General features: G+C 65.0%; 15 protein-coding genes. 6 read left to right on the top strand and 9 right to left on the bottom strand.

Going from position 1 to position 13,510, the window contains the following annotated elements; translation table 11 throughout:
• Window positions 1–60: 60 nt before the first annotated feature.
• Both aceA and ACLQI9_RS27435 read right to left on the bottom strand, forming a co-directional pair.
• Complete coding sequence (aceA, locus tag ACLQI9_RS27440) at window positions 61–1,347, bottom strand: isocitrate lyase (protein ID WP_442392432.1); 1,287 nt, start codon at window positions 1,345–1,347, stop codon at window positions 61–63.
• 268 nt (window positions 1,348–1,615) lie between these two features.
• Complete coding sequence (locus ACLQI9_RS27435) at window positions 1,616–2,419, bottom strand: acyl-ACP thioesterase domain-containing protein (RefSeq protein ID WP_424076010.1); 804 nt, start codon at window positions 2,417–2,419, stop codon at window positions 1,616–1,618.
• A gap of 141 nt (window positions 2,420–2,560) precedes the next feature.
• Between ACLQI9_RS27435 and ramB the strand changes: the two genes are divergently transcribed.
• Both ramB and ACLQI9_RS27425 read left to right on the top strand, forming a co-directional pair.
• Entirely contained in the window at window positions 2,561–3,976 is a 1,416-nt protein-coding gene (ramB, locus tag ACLQI9_RS27430) for an acetate metabolism transcriptional regulator RamB (protein ID WP_442392431.1), read from the top strand.
• Window positions 3,973–4,539, top strand: coding sequence for a carboxymuconolactone decarboxylase family protein (locus tag ACLQI9_RS27425; RefSeq protein WP_424076008.1), 567 nt, complete (start codon window positions 3,973–3,975; stop codon window positions 4,537–4,539). The genes ramB and ACLQI9_RS27425 overlap by 4 nt, the downstream gene beginning before the upstream one ends.
• A gap of 3 nt (window positions 4,540–4,542) precedes the next feature.
• Here the strand turns inward: ACLQI9_RS27425 and ACLQI9_RS27420 are convergent, their stop codons facing one another.
• From ACLQI9_RS27420 to exaC, 6 genes are read right to left on the bottom strand one after another with little or no spacing between them, the layout of a single operon-like run.
• Window positions 4,543–4,818 (bottom strand): hypothetical protein, encoded by a 276-nt coding sequence (locus ACLQI9_RS27420; protein ID WP_424076007.1) that lies wholly within the window; start codon window positions 4,816–4,818, stop codon window positions 4,543–4,545.
• 8 nt (window positions 4,819–4,826) lie between these two features.
• A complete protein-coding gene (gene lpdA, locus ACLQI9_RS27415; protein WP_442392430.1) occupies window positions 4,827–6,230 on the bottom strand; it encodes a dihydrolipoyl dehydrogenase in 1,404 nt (467 codons plus the stop codon).
• Between the two features lie 34 nt (window positions 6,231–6,264).
• On the bottom strand, window positions 6,265–6,804 hold the full coding sequence (locus ACLQI9_RS27410; RefSeq protein WP_424076025.1) for a hypothetical protein: 540 nt from the start codon (window positions 6,802–6,804) through the stop codon (window positions 6,265–6,267).
• Window positions 6,794–7,072: a putative holin gene (locus ACLQI9_RS27405; protein WP_424076005.1), complete on the bottom strand. Its 279-nt coding sequence runs from the start codon at window positions 7,070–7,072 to the stop codon at window positions 6,794–6,796. The genes ACLQI9_RS27410 and ACLQI9_RS27405 overlap by 11 nt, the downstream gene beginning before the upstream one ends.
• A 21-nt stretch (window positions 7,073–7,093) precedes the next feature.
• Window positions 7,094–7,576: a DUF779 domain-containing protein gene (locus ACLQI9_RS27400; protein ID WP_424076004.1), complete on the bottom strand. Its 483-nt coding sequence runs from the start codon at window positions 7,574–7,576 to the stop codon at window positions 7,094–7,096.
• Complete coding sequence (gene exaC / locus ACLQI9_RS27395) at window positions 7,576–9,099, bottom strand: acetaldehyde dehydrogenase ExaC (RefSeq protein ID WP_442392429.1); 1,524 nt, start codon at window positions 9,097–9,099, stop codon at window positions 7,576–7,578. The genes ACLQI9_RS27400 and exaC overlap by 1 nt, the downstream gene beginning before the upstream one ends.
• A gap of 74 nt (window positions 9,100–9,173) precedes the next feature.
• Here exaC and ACLQI9_RS27390 point away from each other — a divergent pair, with 74 nt between their 5' ends.
• From ACLQI9_RS27390 to ACLQI9_RS27375, 4 genes are all read left to right on the top strand, one after another.
• Window positions 9,174–11,216, top strand: a complete 2,043-nt coding sequence (locus ACLQI9_RS27390; RefSeq protein ID WP_424076002.1) for a prolyl oligopeptidase family serine peptidase — start codon at window positions 9,174–9,176, stop codon at window positions 11,214–11,216.
• Between the two features lie 32 nt (window positions 11,217–11,248).
• Window positions 11,249–12,172: a crotonase/enoyl-CoA hydratase family protein gene (locus tag ACLQI9_RS27385; RefSeq protein WP_424076001.1), complete on the top strand. Its 924-nt coding sequence runs from the start codon at window positions 11,249–11,251 to the stop codon at window positions 12,170–12,172.
• A 65-nt stretch (window positions 12,173–12,237) separates the two neighbouring features.
• Window positions 12,238–12,699, top strand: a complete 462-nt coding sequence (locus ACLQI9_RS27380; RefSeq protein ID WP_424076000.1) for a DUF5078 domain-containing protein — start codon at window positions 12,238–12,240, stop codon at window positions 12,697–12,699.
• Window positions 12,648–13,049 (top strand): nuclear transport factor 2 family protein, encoded by a 402-nt coding sequence (locus ACLQI9_RS27375; RefSeq protein ID WP_424075999.1) that lies wholly within the window; start codon window positions 12,648–12,650, stop codon window positions 13,047–13,049. The genes ACLQI9_RS27380 and ACLQI9_RS27375 overlap by 52 nt, the downstream gene beginning before the upstream one ends.
• Before the next feature lie 62 nt (window positions 13,050–13,111).
• Here the strand turns inward: ACLQI9_RS27375 and ACLQI9_RS27370 are convergent.
• A partial coding sequence (locus ACLQI9_RS27370) for an MMPL family transporter (RefSeq protein WP_442392428.1) occupies window positions 13,112–13,510 on the bottom strand: 399 nt, incomplete at its 5' end.

Here is a 13,510-nt window from a genome sequence, read left to right as displayed (position 1 = left end):
GGCCTGTGCTGTCAACTTCGCGGGATCAAGCCGCTCAGAAGCTCATCCAGCCGCTCGTCCTCAGTGGAACTGACCCTCTTCGGTCGAGCCGGCCAGAGCGGTCGTCGACGAGGTCGGGTCCACCGTGGTGGCGATGCGGTCGAAGTAACCGGCACCGACCTCACGCTGGTGCTTGGTCGCGGTGTAGCCCCGCTCCTCGGCGGCGAACTCGCGCTCCTGCAGCTCGACGTAGGCGCTCATCTGGTTGCGGGCGTAACCGTAGGCCAGGTCGAACATCGAGTAGTTCAGCGCGTGGAATCCGGCCAGCGTGATGAACTGGAACTTGAATCCCATTGCGCCAAGCTCTTTTTGGAACCTCGAGATAGTCGAGTCGTCGAGGTGCTTGCGCCAGTTGAACGACGGCGAGCAGTTGTACGCCAGCATCTGGTCCGGGAACTCGCTCTTGACGCCCTCGGCGAACTTGCGCGCCAACTCCAGGTCCGGCGTGCCGGTCTCCATCCAGATCAGGTCGGAGTACGGAGCGTAGGCCTTGGCGCGAGCGATGCACGGCTCCAGGCCGTTCTTCACCCGGTAGAAGCCCTCGGCGGTGCGCTCACCGGTGATGAACGGACGGTCGCGCTCGTCGACGTCGGAGGTGATCAGCGTGGCCGCCTCGGCGTCGGTGCGCGCGATGACGACCGTCGGCACGCCGGCGACGTCGGCCGCCAACCGGGCGGAGGTCAGCGTGCGGATGTGCTGCTGGGTCGGGATCAGCACCTTGCCACCGAGGTGACCGCACTTCTTCTCCGAAGCCAGCTGGTCCTCCCAGTGCGAACCGGCCACACCGGCGGCGATCATGGCCTTCTGCAGCTCGTAGACGTTGAGGGCGCCACCGAAGCCGGCCTCACCATCCGCGACGATCGGGGCGAGCCAGTTCTCGACGGACGTGTCGCCTTCGACCTTGGCGATCTCGTCGGCGCGCACCAGCGCGTTGTTGATGCGGCGCACCACCTGCGGCACCGAGTTGGCCGGGTACAGGCTCTGGTCGGGGTAGGTGTGGCCGGACAGGTTCGCGTCGCCAGCGACCTGCCAACCCGACAGGTAGATGGCCTTCAGGCCGGCGCGCACCTGCTGCACCGCCATGTTGCCGGTCAGCGCGCCGAGCGCGTTGACGAACTCCAAGTCGAGCAGCTGGTTCCACAGCACCTCTGCGCCGCGGTGGGCCAGGGTGTGCTCCTCGACCACGCTGCCCTGCAGCGCAACGACGTCGGCGGCTTTGTAGGTACGGGTGACGTCCTTCCAGCGCGGGTTGGTGTCCCAGTCGTGCTGGATCTGCTCGGCGCTCTTAGGCGTGCCAACGTTAGACATTGGGTTGCTCCTTAACGGTTTCCTCGTGATCACCGAGGCCTGACCGCCTTTTCGGCGGTTGCCAACGGCTATCTTCACTGCTGTGCTAACTCGACGATGACACAGCGTGTTCCCCCTGGCCAGCCATTTCAATTGCCAATTTCGGCAACGACTTTCGGGGGTTTTGCAAATCTTGCGAAGGTGGGTTACAGCTGAACCGTTTCAGAAGCTACCGGCCAGTAATCAAAACTCGCAGGTCAATGGGTGATTTACCAGGACGCTTGTCCGGTTAGAGTGCGAACAGCACGGCGACGGCTTTCGTCTCGTCGCCTACCGCATATGTGAGCGTTATAACAGGGCGATCGGTCAGGCTGGCACCGAATTGATCGGTCGAGCCGGCCGGGTGAACGTGCGAGATGACGTCCAGCTTGTCGCCCAGCGCCACCGGTGCCTCGTGCTCGATCGCCACCCGCAGCGGGTCCGTCAGCAGGTCGGGGTGAGACGCCAGGTAATCCTCGATGACGCTCCAGTACACCGAGTTGTTCACGTGGTCGAACAGGTCGATGTCGGTGACGCGGACCGGGAACTCGTGGATTTCCGTCGCTTCGGACGGTTGGTCGCGGCTGCCCGGCTTCACATAGCCCTTCCACCGCAGCCGGTCAACGGAAGTGGTCCGGAACAGCCCCTCCAGGAAGTCGTCGGCGATGCGCGACGGCATCTCGGTTTCCTTGTTCACATGGATCCAGAACGCCTCGGATTCGATCAGGCCGCCCTTGCGTCCGTCGATGCGGACCCGCATCTCACACCAGCGGTTCGAGGTGCCCGAACACCAGCGCCGCATCCGCAACATGTCGCGGAATTCGATCGGGCGGATCAGGTCGACCATGGTGCGCCGAACGATCCAGAGCGGATGGGTCTCCTCGAAACCCATCTCGCGCAGTTGGTCCTGGCCGATGTCCTGGATGTGCCGGCAGGCCGCGTCCAAGCGGAGCCGGCCGGTGCGGTCGATATCACCCATGCGCAGCGGCCATTCGCGGTCGAACACATCGGGGTGGCCGTCGGGCACCGGCATCATTTCTTTGTCCAGGCTCACGGCCACTCCCCTCGTTGGCGCCCCGGGTTTACCCCGGGGGTGCCCGATGCGAATCATGCCAATGACGTCGGACAAACACCAACCCAGCTGCCAATGCCAACTCTGCGAACCAGGTCTTCACAGACAGGTACGCTTAGTTAAGTGTCCAAAACATTCGTCGGCTCGCGCGTGCGCCAACTGCGCAGCGAGCGCGGGTTCAGCCAGGCGGCACTGGCCCAAATGCTGGAGATCTCTCCGAGTTACCTCAACCAGATCGAGCACGACGTCCGCCCGCTGACGGTGGCCGTGTTGCTCCGGATCACCGAGGTGTTCGGGGTGGACGCGACGTTCTTCGCCTCCCAGGACGACACCCGGCTGGTCGCCGAGCTGCGGGAGGTGACGATGGACCGCGATCTGGATATCGACGTCGACCCGCCGGAAGTCGCCGAGATGGTCAGCGCCCACCCGGCCCTGGCCCGCGCGGTGGTCAATCTGCACCGGCGCTACCGGATCACCACCGCGCAGCTGGCCGCTGCCACCGAGGAGCGCTTCTTCGACGGCAGTGGCAGCGGCTCGATCACCATGCCCCATGAAGAGGTGCGCGACTACTTCTACCAACGGCAGAACTACCTGCACCAGCTGGACACCGCCGCCGAAGACCTGACGATCCAGATGCGGCTGCACCATGGCGACCTGGCCCGCGAATTGACCCGCCGGCTTACCGAGGTGCACGGGGTGCGGATCAACCGGCGGATCGATCTCGGCGACAGCGTGTTGCACCGCTACGACTCCAAGACCAACACCCTGGAAATCAGCAGTCACCTGTCGGCGGGTCAGCAGGTCTTCAAGATGGCCGCCGAGTTGGCCTATCTCGAGTTCGGCGATCTCATCGACAGCATGGTGGAAGAGGGCAAGTTCACCAGTGCCGAGTCGCGCACCCTGGCCCGGCTGGGTTTGGCCAATTACTTCGCCGCCGCCGCGGTGCTGCCCTACCGCCAGTTCCACGACGTCGCCGAGAATTTCCGCTACGACGTCGAACGGCTGTCAGCCTTCTACTCGGTCAGCTACGAGACCATCGCGCACCGGCTGTCGACGCTGCAACGGCCGACCATACGGGGTGTGCCGTTCTCGTTCATCCGGGTGGACCGGGCCGGCAACATGTCAAAACGTCAGTCCGCCACGGGTTTTCACTTCTCTTCCAGCGGCGGCACCTGCCCGTTGTGGAACGTCTACGAAACCTTCGCCAACCCGGGCAAGATCCTGGTGCAGATCGCCCAGATGCCCGACGGCCGCAACTACATGTGGGTGGCCCGTACCGTGGAGCGCCGCCCTGCCCGATATGGTCAGCCCGGTAAGACCTTCGCGATCGGGCTGGGTTGCGAACTTCGCCACGCCCACCGGCTCGCCTACTCGGAAGGACTCGACTTGTCAGGCGATATCGCGACACCGATCGGCGCGGGTTGCCGTGTCTGCGAACGGGACAAGTGTCCCCAGCGGGCGTTCCCCGCCTTGGGACGCGCCCTCGATATCGACGAGCACCGCAGCACCGTGTCCCCGTATCTGGTGAAGCAACCGTGAGCGCCCCGCAAGGCCGTATCCCGTCGGGCCGTTTCCGCGAACTGGGTCCGGTCAACTGGGTGCTCGCGAAGCTGGCCGCACGTCAGGTGCGGGCGCCGGAGATGCATCTGTTCACCACGTTGGGTCAGCGCCAGCTGCTGTTCTGGACCTGGTCGATCTACAGCGGCCGGCTGCTGCGGGGGCGACTGCCCACGGTCGATACCGAGTTGGTGATTCTGCGCGTCGGACATCTGCGCGCCTGCGAATACGAGCTGCAGCACCATCGGCGGATGGCGCGCAAGGCGGGTCTGGACGCCGACACGCAGGCCGCGATTTTCGCTTGGCCGGACGCTGCAGCCGGTTCCGAAGCGGGTCCCGGGGCCCTCACCGACCGGCAACAGACGCTGCTGAAGGCCACGGATGAGTTCGTCACGGACCGCACGATCACCGACGCGACCTGGCAGCAGCTGGCCAGCCACCTGGATCGGCGCCAACTGATCGAATTCTGTTTGCTTGCAAGTCAATACGATGGGCTGGCCGCGACGATGTCCGCGCTCGAGATACCGCTGGACAACCCGCGGTGATCGTCAGATGTAGAGATTGGTCAGCACGGCCAGCGTCAGCAGCACCGGAAGTATCGGCAGGCTGAACGCAAACGCCGCCCCGGCATATTTGCCGCGCCGGCGCATCGACCAGCCCCACACCCCCGCACAGACCGCCAGCACGGCCGACCCCAGCAACACCAACAGGCTCCACCGGCTCACGGTCGTGACGTCGTCTCCGATCGAAATGGCAATCAGCCACAGCACATAACCGACGACGACGCCGCCGATGGCACTCACAATGCTGTCGCTGGTCTTCATCTGCCGGTTCAGAAGTTGATCATGTGGCCGATCAGGCCGTGGAAGCATTCCTGCAGCGCCTCGGACATCGTCGGATGGGTGTGCACATTGCGGGCCAGCTCGTTGGCGGTCAGGTCCCATTTCTGCGCCAGCGTGAGCTCCGGCAGCAGCTCGGAGACGTCGTGGCCGATCAGGTGCCCACCCAGCAGCTCGCCGTATTTGGCGTCGGCGACGAGCTTGACGAAACCACTGGGATCGCCGACGCCGTGCGCTTTGGCGTTGGCGGTGAACGGAAACTTGGCCACCACGACGTCGTAACCTTCGTCGCGGGCTTGCTCTTCGGTGAGCCCGAAGCTGGCGACGTTGGGCTGGCAGAACGTCGCGCGGGGCAACATCCGATAGTCGCCGAGCGCCAACGTCTCTGCGCCGGCGATGGTTTCGGCTGCTACCACGCCTTGGGCCTCGGCGACATGTGCCAGCTGCAGCAGCCCGGTGACGTCGCCGATGGCGTAGATGTGGTCGACGTTGGTGCGCATGTAGTCGGTGATGCCGATGGCTTTGCGCTCGGTTAGCGCGACGCCGGCTTTATCCAGTCCGTAGCCCTCGACGTTGGGTGCGAACCCGATGGCCTGCAACACCTTATCGGCCTTGAGCTCCTGCGCGTTGCCGTCCTTGCTCACCACCACGGTGACTCCGGAGCCTTCGGAGCCGCTGTCGGTGATGGACTCCACCTTGGTTCCGGTGAGGATTTTGACACCAAGCTTCTTGAACTGTTTCTCGATCTCCTTGGACACCTCGGCGTCCTCGTTGGGCAGCGCGCGCGGCAGGAATTCCACGATGGTCACGTCGACGCCGTAGTTCTTCAGCACGTAGCCGAACTCCATGCCGATGGCCCCCGCGCCAGCGATGATGATCGATTCCGGCAGCTCCCGCGACAGGATCTGTTCCTCGTAGGTGACCACGTTTTCCGACAGCGAGGTGCCCGGAACCAGTCGGGTGCTGCTGCCGGTCGCGATGATCACGTTGTCGACCGTGACCGTCTCGGTTCCACCGTCATTGAGTTCGACGGCCAGCGTGCGCGGGTCGGTGAATCTGCCGTAGCCATCGATCTCGGTGATCTTGTTCTTCTTCATCAGGAAATGCACGCCGGCGACGCGGCCTTCGGCCACCTTGCGGCTGCGGTCGAAGGCGGCCCCGTAGTCGAAAGTCGCGTCGCCGCTGATGCCAAAAGTCTTGGCTTCCTTGGTGAAGATGTGGGCCAGTTCGGCGTTGCGCAGCAGTGCCTTGGACGGGATGCAGCCGACGTTGAGGCAGACTCCGCCCCAGTACTTCGGTTCGACGACCGCGGTGTTCAGGCCGAGCTGCGCGGCGCGGATAGCGGCGACGTATCCGCCGGGACCTGCTCCAAGGACGACGACGTCATAGTGGGTCACGCGCACTACCCTAATGGCCGGGTAGCCGGGAAGCTCAATAGGGAATGAGGCCGCCCAGGCAGTGGCCCACCCGCTCGCAGTAGTAGTAGCCGTAGAGCGGCGCCGCCGCGGCAACGGACGCAAACGGCCCCGACATCACCCCGAGCGCCAGCGCCGACATCATCGGCCGGCCCTGGACCATCGCCAGTATCACGCCCGCGACGACACACGCGACGACGTAGACCAGGACCATGTACACCGCCGCCGTCTTGTCGACCGTGTGATACCACCAATAGAACAGACTCAGCCCCACCTCCGCCGCGGCGAACCACACGCCGAGGAGCACCAGCAACAGCTTCCACCACTTCACGTACTGGTATCGGCCGGGCACGGCGACGGGCGCGGCGCTCGATTCGCCTTCCGATTCGTGCTCGGGCTCGTCCTTCGGCGTCGACTCCGTGACCCGTGGCAACGGCTGCGAGCCGGTGTCGTCAAAGTTGGGCACGAAGGGCACCGAGTCCTCACCCGTATCGTCAAAATCGGGCACGAACGCCGCGGTTCCCGGGTCGGAATCGAGATCCTTATCAGCCACCAGAGACCACCCGAAGGGCAACTAGCACCCCCAACCAGCCGGGCGCCAGCGCAAGCAAGAACGCGCCCAGCATCGTGACCCAGCGGCGCCCGGAAAGCAGGATCGACACCACCCCGATGACGCTGGGAATCCCGACCACCAGCGCGATGGCGACGTCCGGGCGGACGCGCCCATGCAACAGCGCGGTGGATGCCACTCCCGCCAACAGCCCCACCGCGCTGCCGATCAGCATGGCGCTGGCCAGCAGCCAGGCGCGCGGAAGTGGAATCACCCTCGCGACCTTACTGCGGCATCAGCACGTTCCTGGCGCGTTGTCGGCTACAACCTGGCCACGATTCGATGGCCGTTCGCCACGCTCATAGGCGGCGCCGGTGATCACCGGCACGGCCTCTATCAGCGCTTTTTCGGCATCGGTAAAGACCCGGCCACGGCTGAGGAACCGGACGCCCTCGGGGGCCTCCAGGCTGAACCCGCCACCGCGGCCCGGCACTACGTCGATGACGAGCTGGGTGTGCTTCCAGACCTGATATTGCGGACCGGAGATCCACACCGGCACGCCCGCTGAGTCTTTCGGGCCCACGTTGCCCACATTGAGGACACCGAGCAGCACATCGCGGTCGCCGACCAAGAAGTCCCCGAGCGGGTAGCACATCGGCGATGATCCGTCGCAGCAGCCGCCGGACTGGTGGAACATCACCGGGCCGTGGCGGTCCTGCAGTCGGGTCAGCAATTCGGCGGCGGCGACGGTGATAACCGCACCGGCCGGAGCGCTCATCAGAAGAAGCCCTGCGCCTTGTCGGCGTAGGACACCAGCAGGTTCTTCGTCTGCTGGTAGTGGTCGAGCGCCATCTTGTGGGTCTCCCGGCCGAAACCGGATTGCTTGTAGCCGCCGAACGCCGCGTGCGGCGGGTACACGTGGTAGCAGTTGACCCACACCCGGCCGGCCTTGATGTCGCGGCCGGCGCGGTAGGCGGTGTTGCCGTCGCGGCTCCACACGCCCGCGCCCAGACCGTAGAGGGTGTCGTTGGCGATGCCCATCGCGTCGGGGTAGTCGGTAAAGGACGTGACGGCAACGACGGGGCCGAAGATCTCCTCCTGGAAGATGCGCATCTTGTTGTTGCCGGCAAAGATCGTCGGCTGCACGTAGTAGCCGCCGGACAGGTCGCCACCCAGCTCGGCGCGCTCGCCGCCGGTGATCAGCTTGGCGCCCTCTTCCTTGCCGATTTCGATGTAGGACAAGATCTTTTCCAGCTGGTCGTTGGATGCCTGGGAACCCAGCATGGTCGCGATGTCCAGCGGGTCGCCCTGCCGGACGGCCTTGGTACGGATCGCCGCCAGTTCCAGGAACTCGTCATGGATGTCGGACTGGATCAGGCTGCGCGACGGGCAGGTGCACACCTCACCCTGGTTGAGGGCGAACATGGTGAACCCTTCCAGCGCCTTGTCCTGGAAGTCGTCGTTGGCCGCCATCACGTCGGAGAAGAAGATGTTGGGGCTCTTGCCGCCGAGTTCGAGGGTGACCGGGATCAGGTTGTGCGACGCGTATTGCATGATAAGTCGCCCGGTCGTGGTTTCCCCGGTGAACGAGACCTTGGCGATGCGATCGCTGGATGCCAGCGGCTTGCCGGCTTCCACGCCGAAACCGCTGACGACGTTGACCACCCCGGCCGGCAGCAGGTCGCCGATCAGCGACATCAGGTACAGGATCGAGGCCGGCGTCTGCTCGGCGGGTTTGAGAACTACCGTGTTGCCGGCAGCCAGCGCGGGCGCCAGTTTCCATGCGCCCATCAGGATCGGGAAGTTCCACGGGATGATCTGTGCCACCACCCCGAGCGGTTCGTGGAAGTGATAGGCGACGGTGTCCTCGTCGATCTGGCTCAGCGAACCCTCCTGGGCGCGGATCGCCGCGGCGAAATACCGGAAATGGTCGGCGGCCAGCGGGATGTCGGCGGCCAGCGCCTCCCGGACCGGTTTGCCGTTGTCCCAGACCTCGGCCACCGCCAGCGCTTCGGTGTTTTCTTCGATGCGGTCGGCGATCTTGTTCAGGATCGACGCGCGCTCGGCCGGGGCGGTCTTGCCCCACGCCTGCGCCGCGGCGTGCGCGGCGTCGAGCGCCTCGTCGACGTCGGCCTCGTCGGAGCGCGCCACTTCGCAGAATGTCTGGCCGGTCACCGGGGTCGGGTTCTCGAAGTACAGCCCCTTGGCAGGTGCCACCCACTCGCCGCCGATGAAATTGTCGTATCGCGATTCGTAGGACATCAGTGCCCCGGCGGAACCCGGACGTGCGAAAACAGTCATGGCTCGGCTCCTCGGATTTAGTCGTCAATCGATGTAATACATCTCACACTACCGTCGCCCGCACAATGGCTTCCATGCCTTCCAAGCCTTCCCGGACCCCTGAGGCGCCCCAAGACCCGTACCTGTGGCTAGAAGAAGTCACCGACGACAAGGCACTGGATTGGGTGCGCGCCCACAACGATCCGACGCTGGCGGAGTTCGGCGGTGCGCTGTTCGAACAGATGCGCGCCGAGGCACTTGAGGTGCTCGACACCGATGCCCGCATTCCGTATGTGACCCGCCGCGGCGAATACCTCTACAACTTTTGGCGCGATGCCACCAACCCTCGCGGGCTGTGGCGACGCACCACGCTGGACAGCTACCGCGCCGACTCCCCCGAGTGGGATGTGCTGATAGATGTCGATGAACTCGGTCGAGCTGACGATCAAAAATGGGTATGGGGCGGCGCCAACGTCCTCGAACCTGATCTGACGCGAGCGCTGGTCGTCCTGTCCCCGGGCGGCTCGGACGCGGCCGTCTGGCGTGAATTCGACATGCAGACACGCGAATTCGTGGTCGGCGGGTTCGAGCTGGCAGAGGCCAAGTCGCAAGTAGCCTGGGCCGACCCGGACACCGTGCTGGTGGGCACCGACTTCGGCGCCGACTCGCTGACCGAATCGGGCTATCCGCGGCTGATCAAGCGTTGGCGTCGCGGCACACCGTTGGCCGACGCGGAGACCGTGTTCGAGGTGCAACGCTCCGAGGTGCGAGCCTTCGTGTCGGTGGATCGCACACCGGGCTTCGAGCGAACCGTGGTGGGACGGGCCATCGACTTCTGGAACGACGAGCTGTACGAGCTGCGGGGCTCGGAGCTGACTCGCATCGACGCACCCACCGACGCCGGTGTGTCGCTGCACCGCGAGTGCATCTTGATCGAGCTGCGCAGTGATTGGACCGTCGGTGGCGCCACTTACCCCGCGGGCTCGCTGCTGGCCGCCAACCATGACGAATTCCTCGCCGGCACAGCGGAATTGCAGGTGGTGTTCGAGCCAGACGAGCACACCGCGCTGAACCACTATGCGTGGACCCGGGACCGCCTGCTGATGGTGACACTGGCCGACGTGGCCAGCCGCGTCGAGATCGTCACACCCGGCAGTTGGCAGCGCGCGCCGGTGCCGGGCATCCCGGACGCCACCAACACCGTCATCGTCTCGGCCGATGACACCGGCGACGAATTCTTCCTCGATTCCAGCGGATTCGAGACGCCGTCGCGGTTGATGCGCGGCACGGGTGACGGACAACTGGACCAGATCAAATCCGCGCCGGCCTTCTTCGACGCCGAAAATATCACCGTCACACAGCATTTCGTCGCCTCCAAGGACGGCACCTCGATCCCCTACTTTGTCGTACGGCCCGATGGCGTCGGTGATTCCAGGGGGCCGGGCCCCACCCTGCTCTACGGCTACGGCGGGTTCGAGACGTCCTACACGCCGAGTTACAGCGGTGTGCTGGGCCGGTTGTGGCTGGCCCGCGGGGGCACCTACGTGCTGGCCAATATCCGCGGCGGTGGCGAGTACGGGCCGAGCTGGCACACCCAGACGGTGCGCGAGGGCCGGCACAAGGTGGCAGAGGACTTCGCCGCGGTGGCCGACGATTTGGTCAACCGCGGCATCACCACCGTCGCGCAGCTCGGCGCTCGGGGCGGCAGCAACGGCGGCCTGCTGATGGGCATCATGCTGACCAAATATCCGGAGAAATTCGGTGCGCTGGTCTGCGACGTGCCGCTGCTGGACATGAAGCGTTACCACCTGCTGCTGGCCGGCGCCTCCTGGGTGGCCGAATACGGCGACCCGGACAATCCCGACGAGTGGAAGTTCATTTCGGAATACTCGCCGTACCAAAACATTTCGACCGGCCGGCAGTACCCGCCGGTCCTGTTCAGCACGTCCACCCGCGACGACCGGGTGCATCCAGGCCACGCCCGCAAGATGACGGCGGCCCTGGAAGCGGCGGGTTATCGGGTCTGGCTCTACGAGAACATCGAGGGCGGCCACGCCGGCGCGGCGGATAACGAACAGCTCGCCTTCAAGTCGGCGCTGAGTAACTCGTTCCTATGGCGGATGCTGGCCGGCACTTGACACCCGAGTCGGGTGGCGGCTTCGCTTCGGCTATGTCTAGTCCCAAGCCGACACCTCAATTCGAAACGCTGCTTTACACCACGGCCGGTCCGGTCGCCACCATCACCTTGAACCGTCCGGAGCAGCTCAACACCATCGTCCCGCCCATGCCCGACGAGATCGAGGCGGCGATCGGGCTGGCCGAGCGCGACAACGACATCAAGGTCATCGTGTTGCGCGGCGCCGGTCGCGCGTTCTGCGCCGGCTACGACTTCGGCGACGGCTTCCAGCAGTGGGATGACTATATGAACACCGACGGGCAGTGGGATCCGGGCAAGGATTTCGCGATGGTTACCGCCCCGACGGGACCACATCAGAAGTTCATGGCGATCTGGCGGGCCACCAAACCGGTGATCGCCCAGTTGCACGGCTGGTGTGTCGGGGGAGGCAGCGACTACGCGCTGTGCGCCGATATCGTGATCGCCAGCACCGACGCCGTGATCGGCACCCCGTACAGCCGGATGTGGGGGGCCTATCTGACCGGCATGTGGATGTACCGGCTGAGCCTCGCCAAGGCCAAGTGGCACGCGCTGACCGGCCGGCCGCTGACCGGCGTGCAGGCCGCCGAGATCGAGCTGATCAACGAGGCGGTGCCGTTCGAGCGCCTCGAAGCGCGCGTCGCCGAGATCGCGGCCGAGCTATCCCAGATTCCGATGTCCCAGTTGCGCGCGCAAAAGCTGATCGTCAACCAGGCCTACGAGAACATGGGCCTGGCGTCCACCCAGATGCTGGGCGGCATTGTCGACGGCCTGATGCGCAATACCCCCGAGGCGCTCGACTTCATCCGCACCGCGCAAACCCAAGGTGCTCGCGCCGCGGTCGCGCGCCGCGACGGCCCGTTCGGGGACTACAGCCAGGCCCCACCGGAGCTGCGGCCGGATCCCACACACGTCATCGTGCCTGATAGCGACGGATAGTGAGATGGACTACGAATATCGCCCCGGCGGCCCATCCGGGCCCTGAAAGTGTTACGGTGAACACTATGTCTCGGCTTAGTAACAGCCTGCGTGCAGGCGCTGTTTTTCTTTCCCTCGCCCTCGCTGCTGCGGTTTTCCCGAAGACCGCCGTGGCCGATTCCACGGAAGACTTTCCGATTCCGCGTCGGCAGATCGCAACCACCTGCGACGCGGAGCAGTACCTGGCCGCCGCCAGGGACACCAGCCCGATCTACTACCAGCGGTACATGATCGACTTCCACAACCGGCCAGCGGACATCCAGCAGGGCGCGATCGACCGCATCCACTGGTTCTACTCCCTGGACTCCGCCGGCCGCAGGCAGTACTCCGAGGACACCGCGACGAACATCTACTACGAGCAGATGGCAACGCACTGGGGTAACTGGGCGAAGATCTTCTTCAACAACAAGGGTGTCGTCGCCAAGGCCACCGACGTGTGCGAGCAGTACCCCAAGGGCGACATGTCGGTCTGGGACTGGACTGCCTGATCCCGCTCGATCCGATTGCCTTCAGCCGGCAGTGGGTTGCGGCGTGGAACGCGCACGACGTGGAGGCCGTGCTCGAGCACTTCCACGATGACGTCGTCTTCACCTCGCCGGTGGCCGCCCGGCTCCTACCGGACACCCATGGCGTCGTTCGTGGCAAACAGGCCCTGCGCCACTACTGGACCGTGGCCCTGTCACGCAGCCCGGATCTCCGGTTCACCGTCGAAGGTGTCTACCAAGGCATCGACACCGTCGTCATCGCCTACCGCAACCAAGACGACGGTCTGGTCAGTGAGGTGCTGCGATTCGACGACGGCCTGGTGATCGAAGGTCACGGGACCTACCGAACCTGATCGCCGAATCTGTAACAACTCAGATTGCTGATGGATTCTCCCAACCTATTCCTCACCCGCCGTCAGTAGTGCGGCGCGCTCGCCGGGAACCGATCCGTGCTGGCCGAAGCGGACGCTTCGCCATTGCGATATGTGCCGCCGTATTCCGGCGGCAGCAGCAGCGCGCGAACCACGGGGCGCGGCCCGAACGGTCGAAGTAGCCCGCTGGCGGGGCGAGTGCGCACTTTTTGAGGCCACCAGAACCAGCGCCCCATCAGCGCAGCGACGGACGGCATCATGAACGAGCGCACGATCAACGTGTCGAACAGGAGACCCAAAGCGATGGTGGTACCCACCTGCCCCATGACCCGCAGCGGGCTGATCGCAAACGTCGACATGGTGGCGGCGAACACCTGACCGGCAGACGTCACCACGGCGCCGGTGCCGGCCATCGACCGGATGATTCCGGTCTTTATTCCGGC

The organism is Mycobacterium sp. (genome assembly GCF_052143115.1).
In the GTDB taxonomy this organism is placed as follows: Bacteria; Actinomycetota; Actinomycetes; order Mycobacteriales; family Mycobacteriaceae; genus Mycobacterium.
The sequence above is the reverse complement of the archived record's forward strand: the minus strand, read 5'-3'. Positions and strand labels throughout refer to the sequence as shown.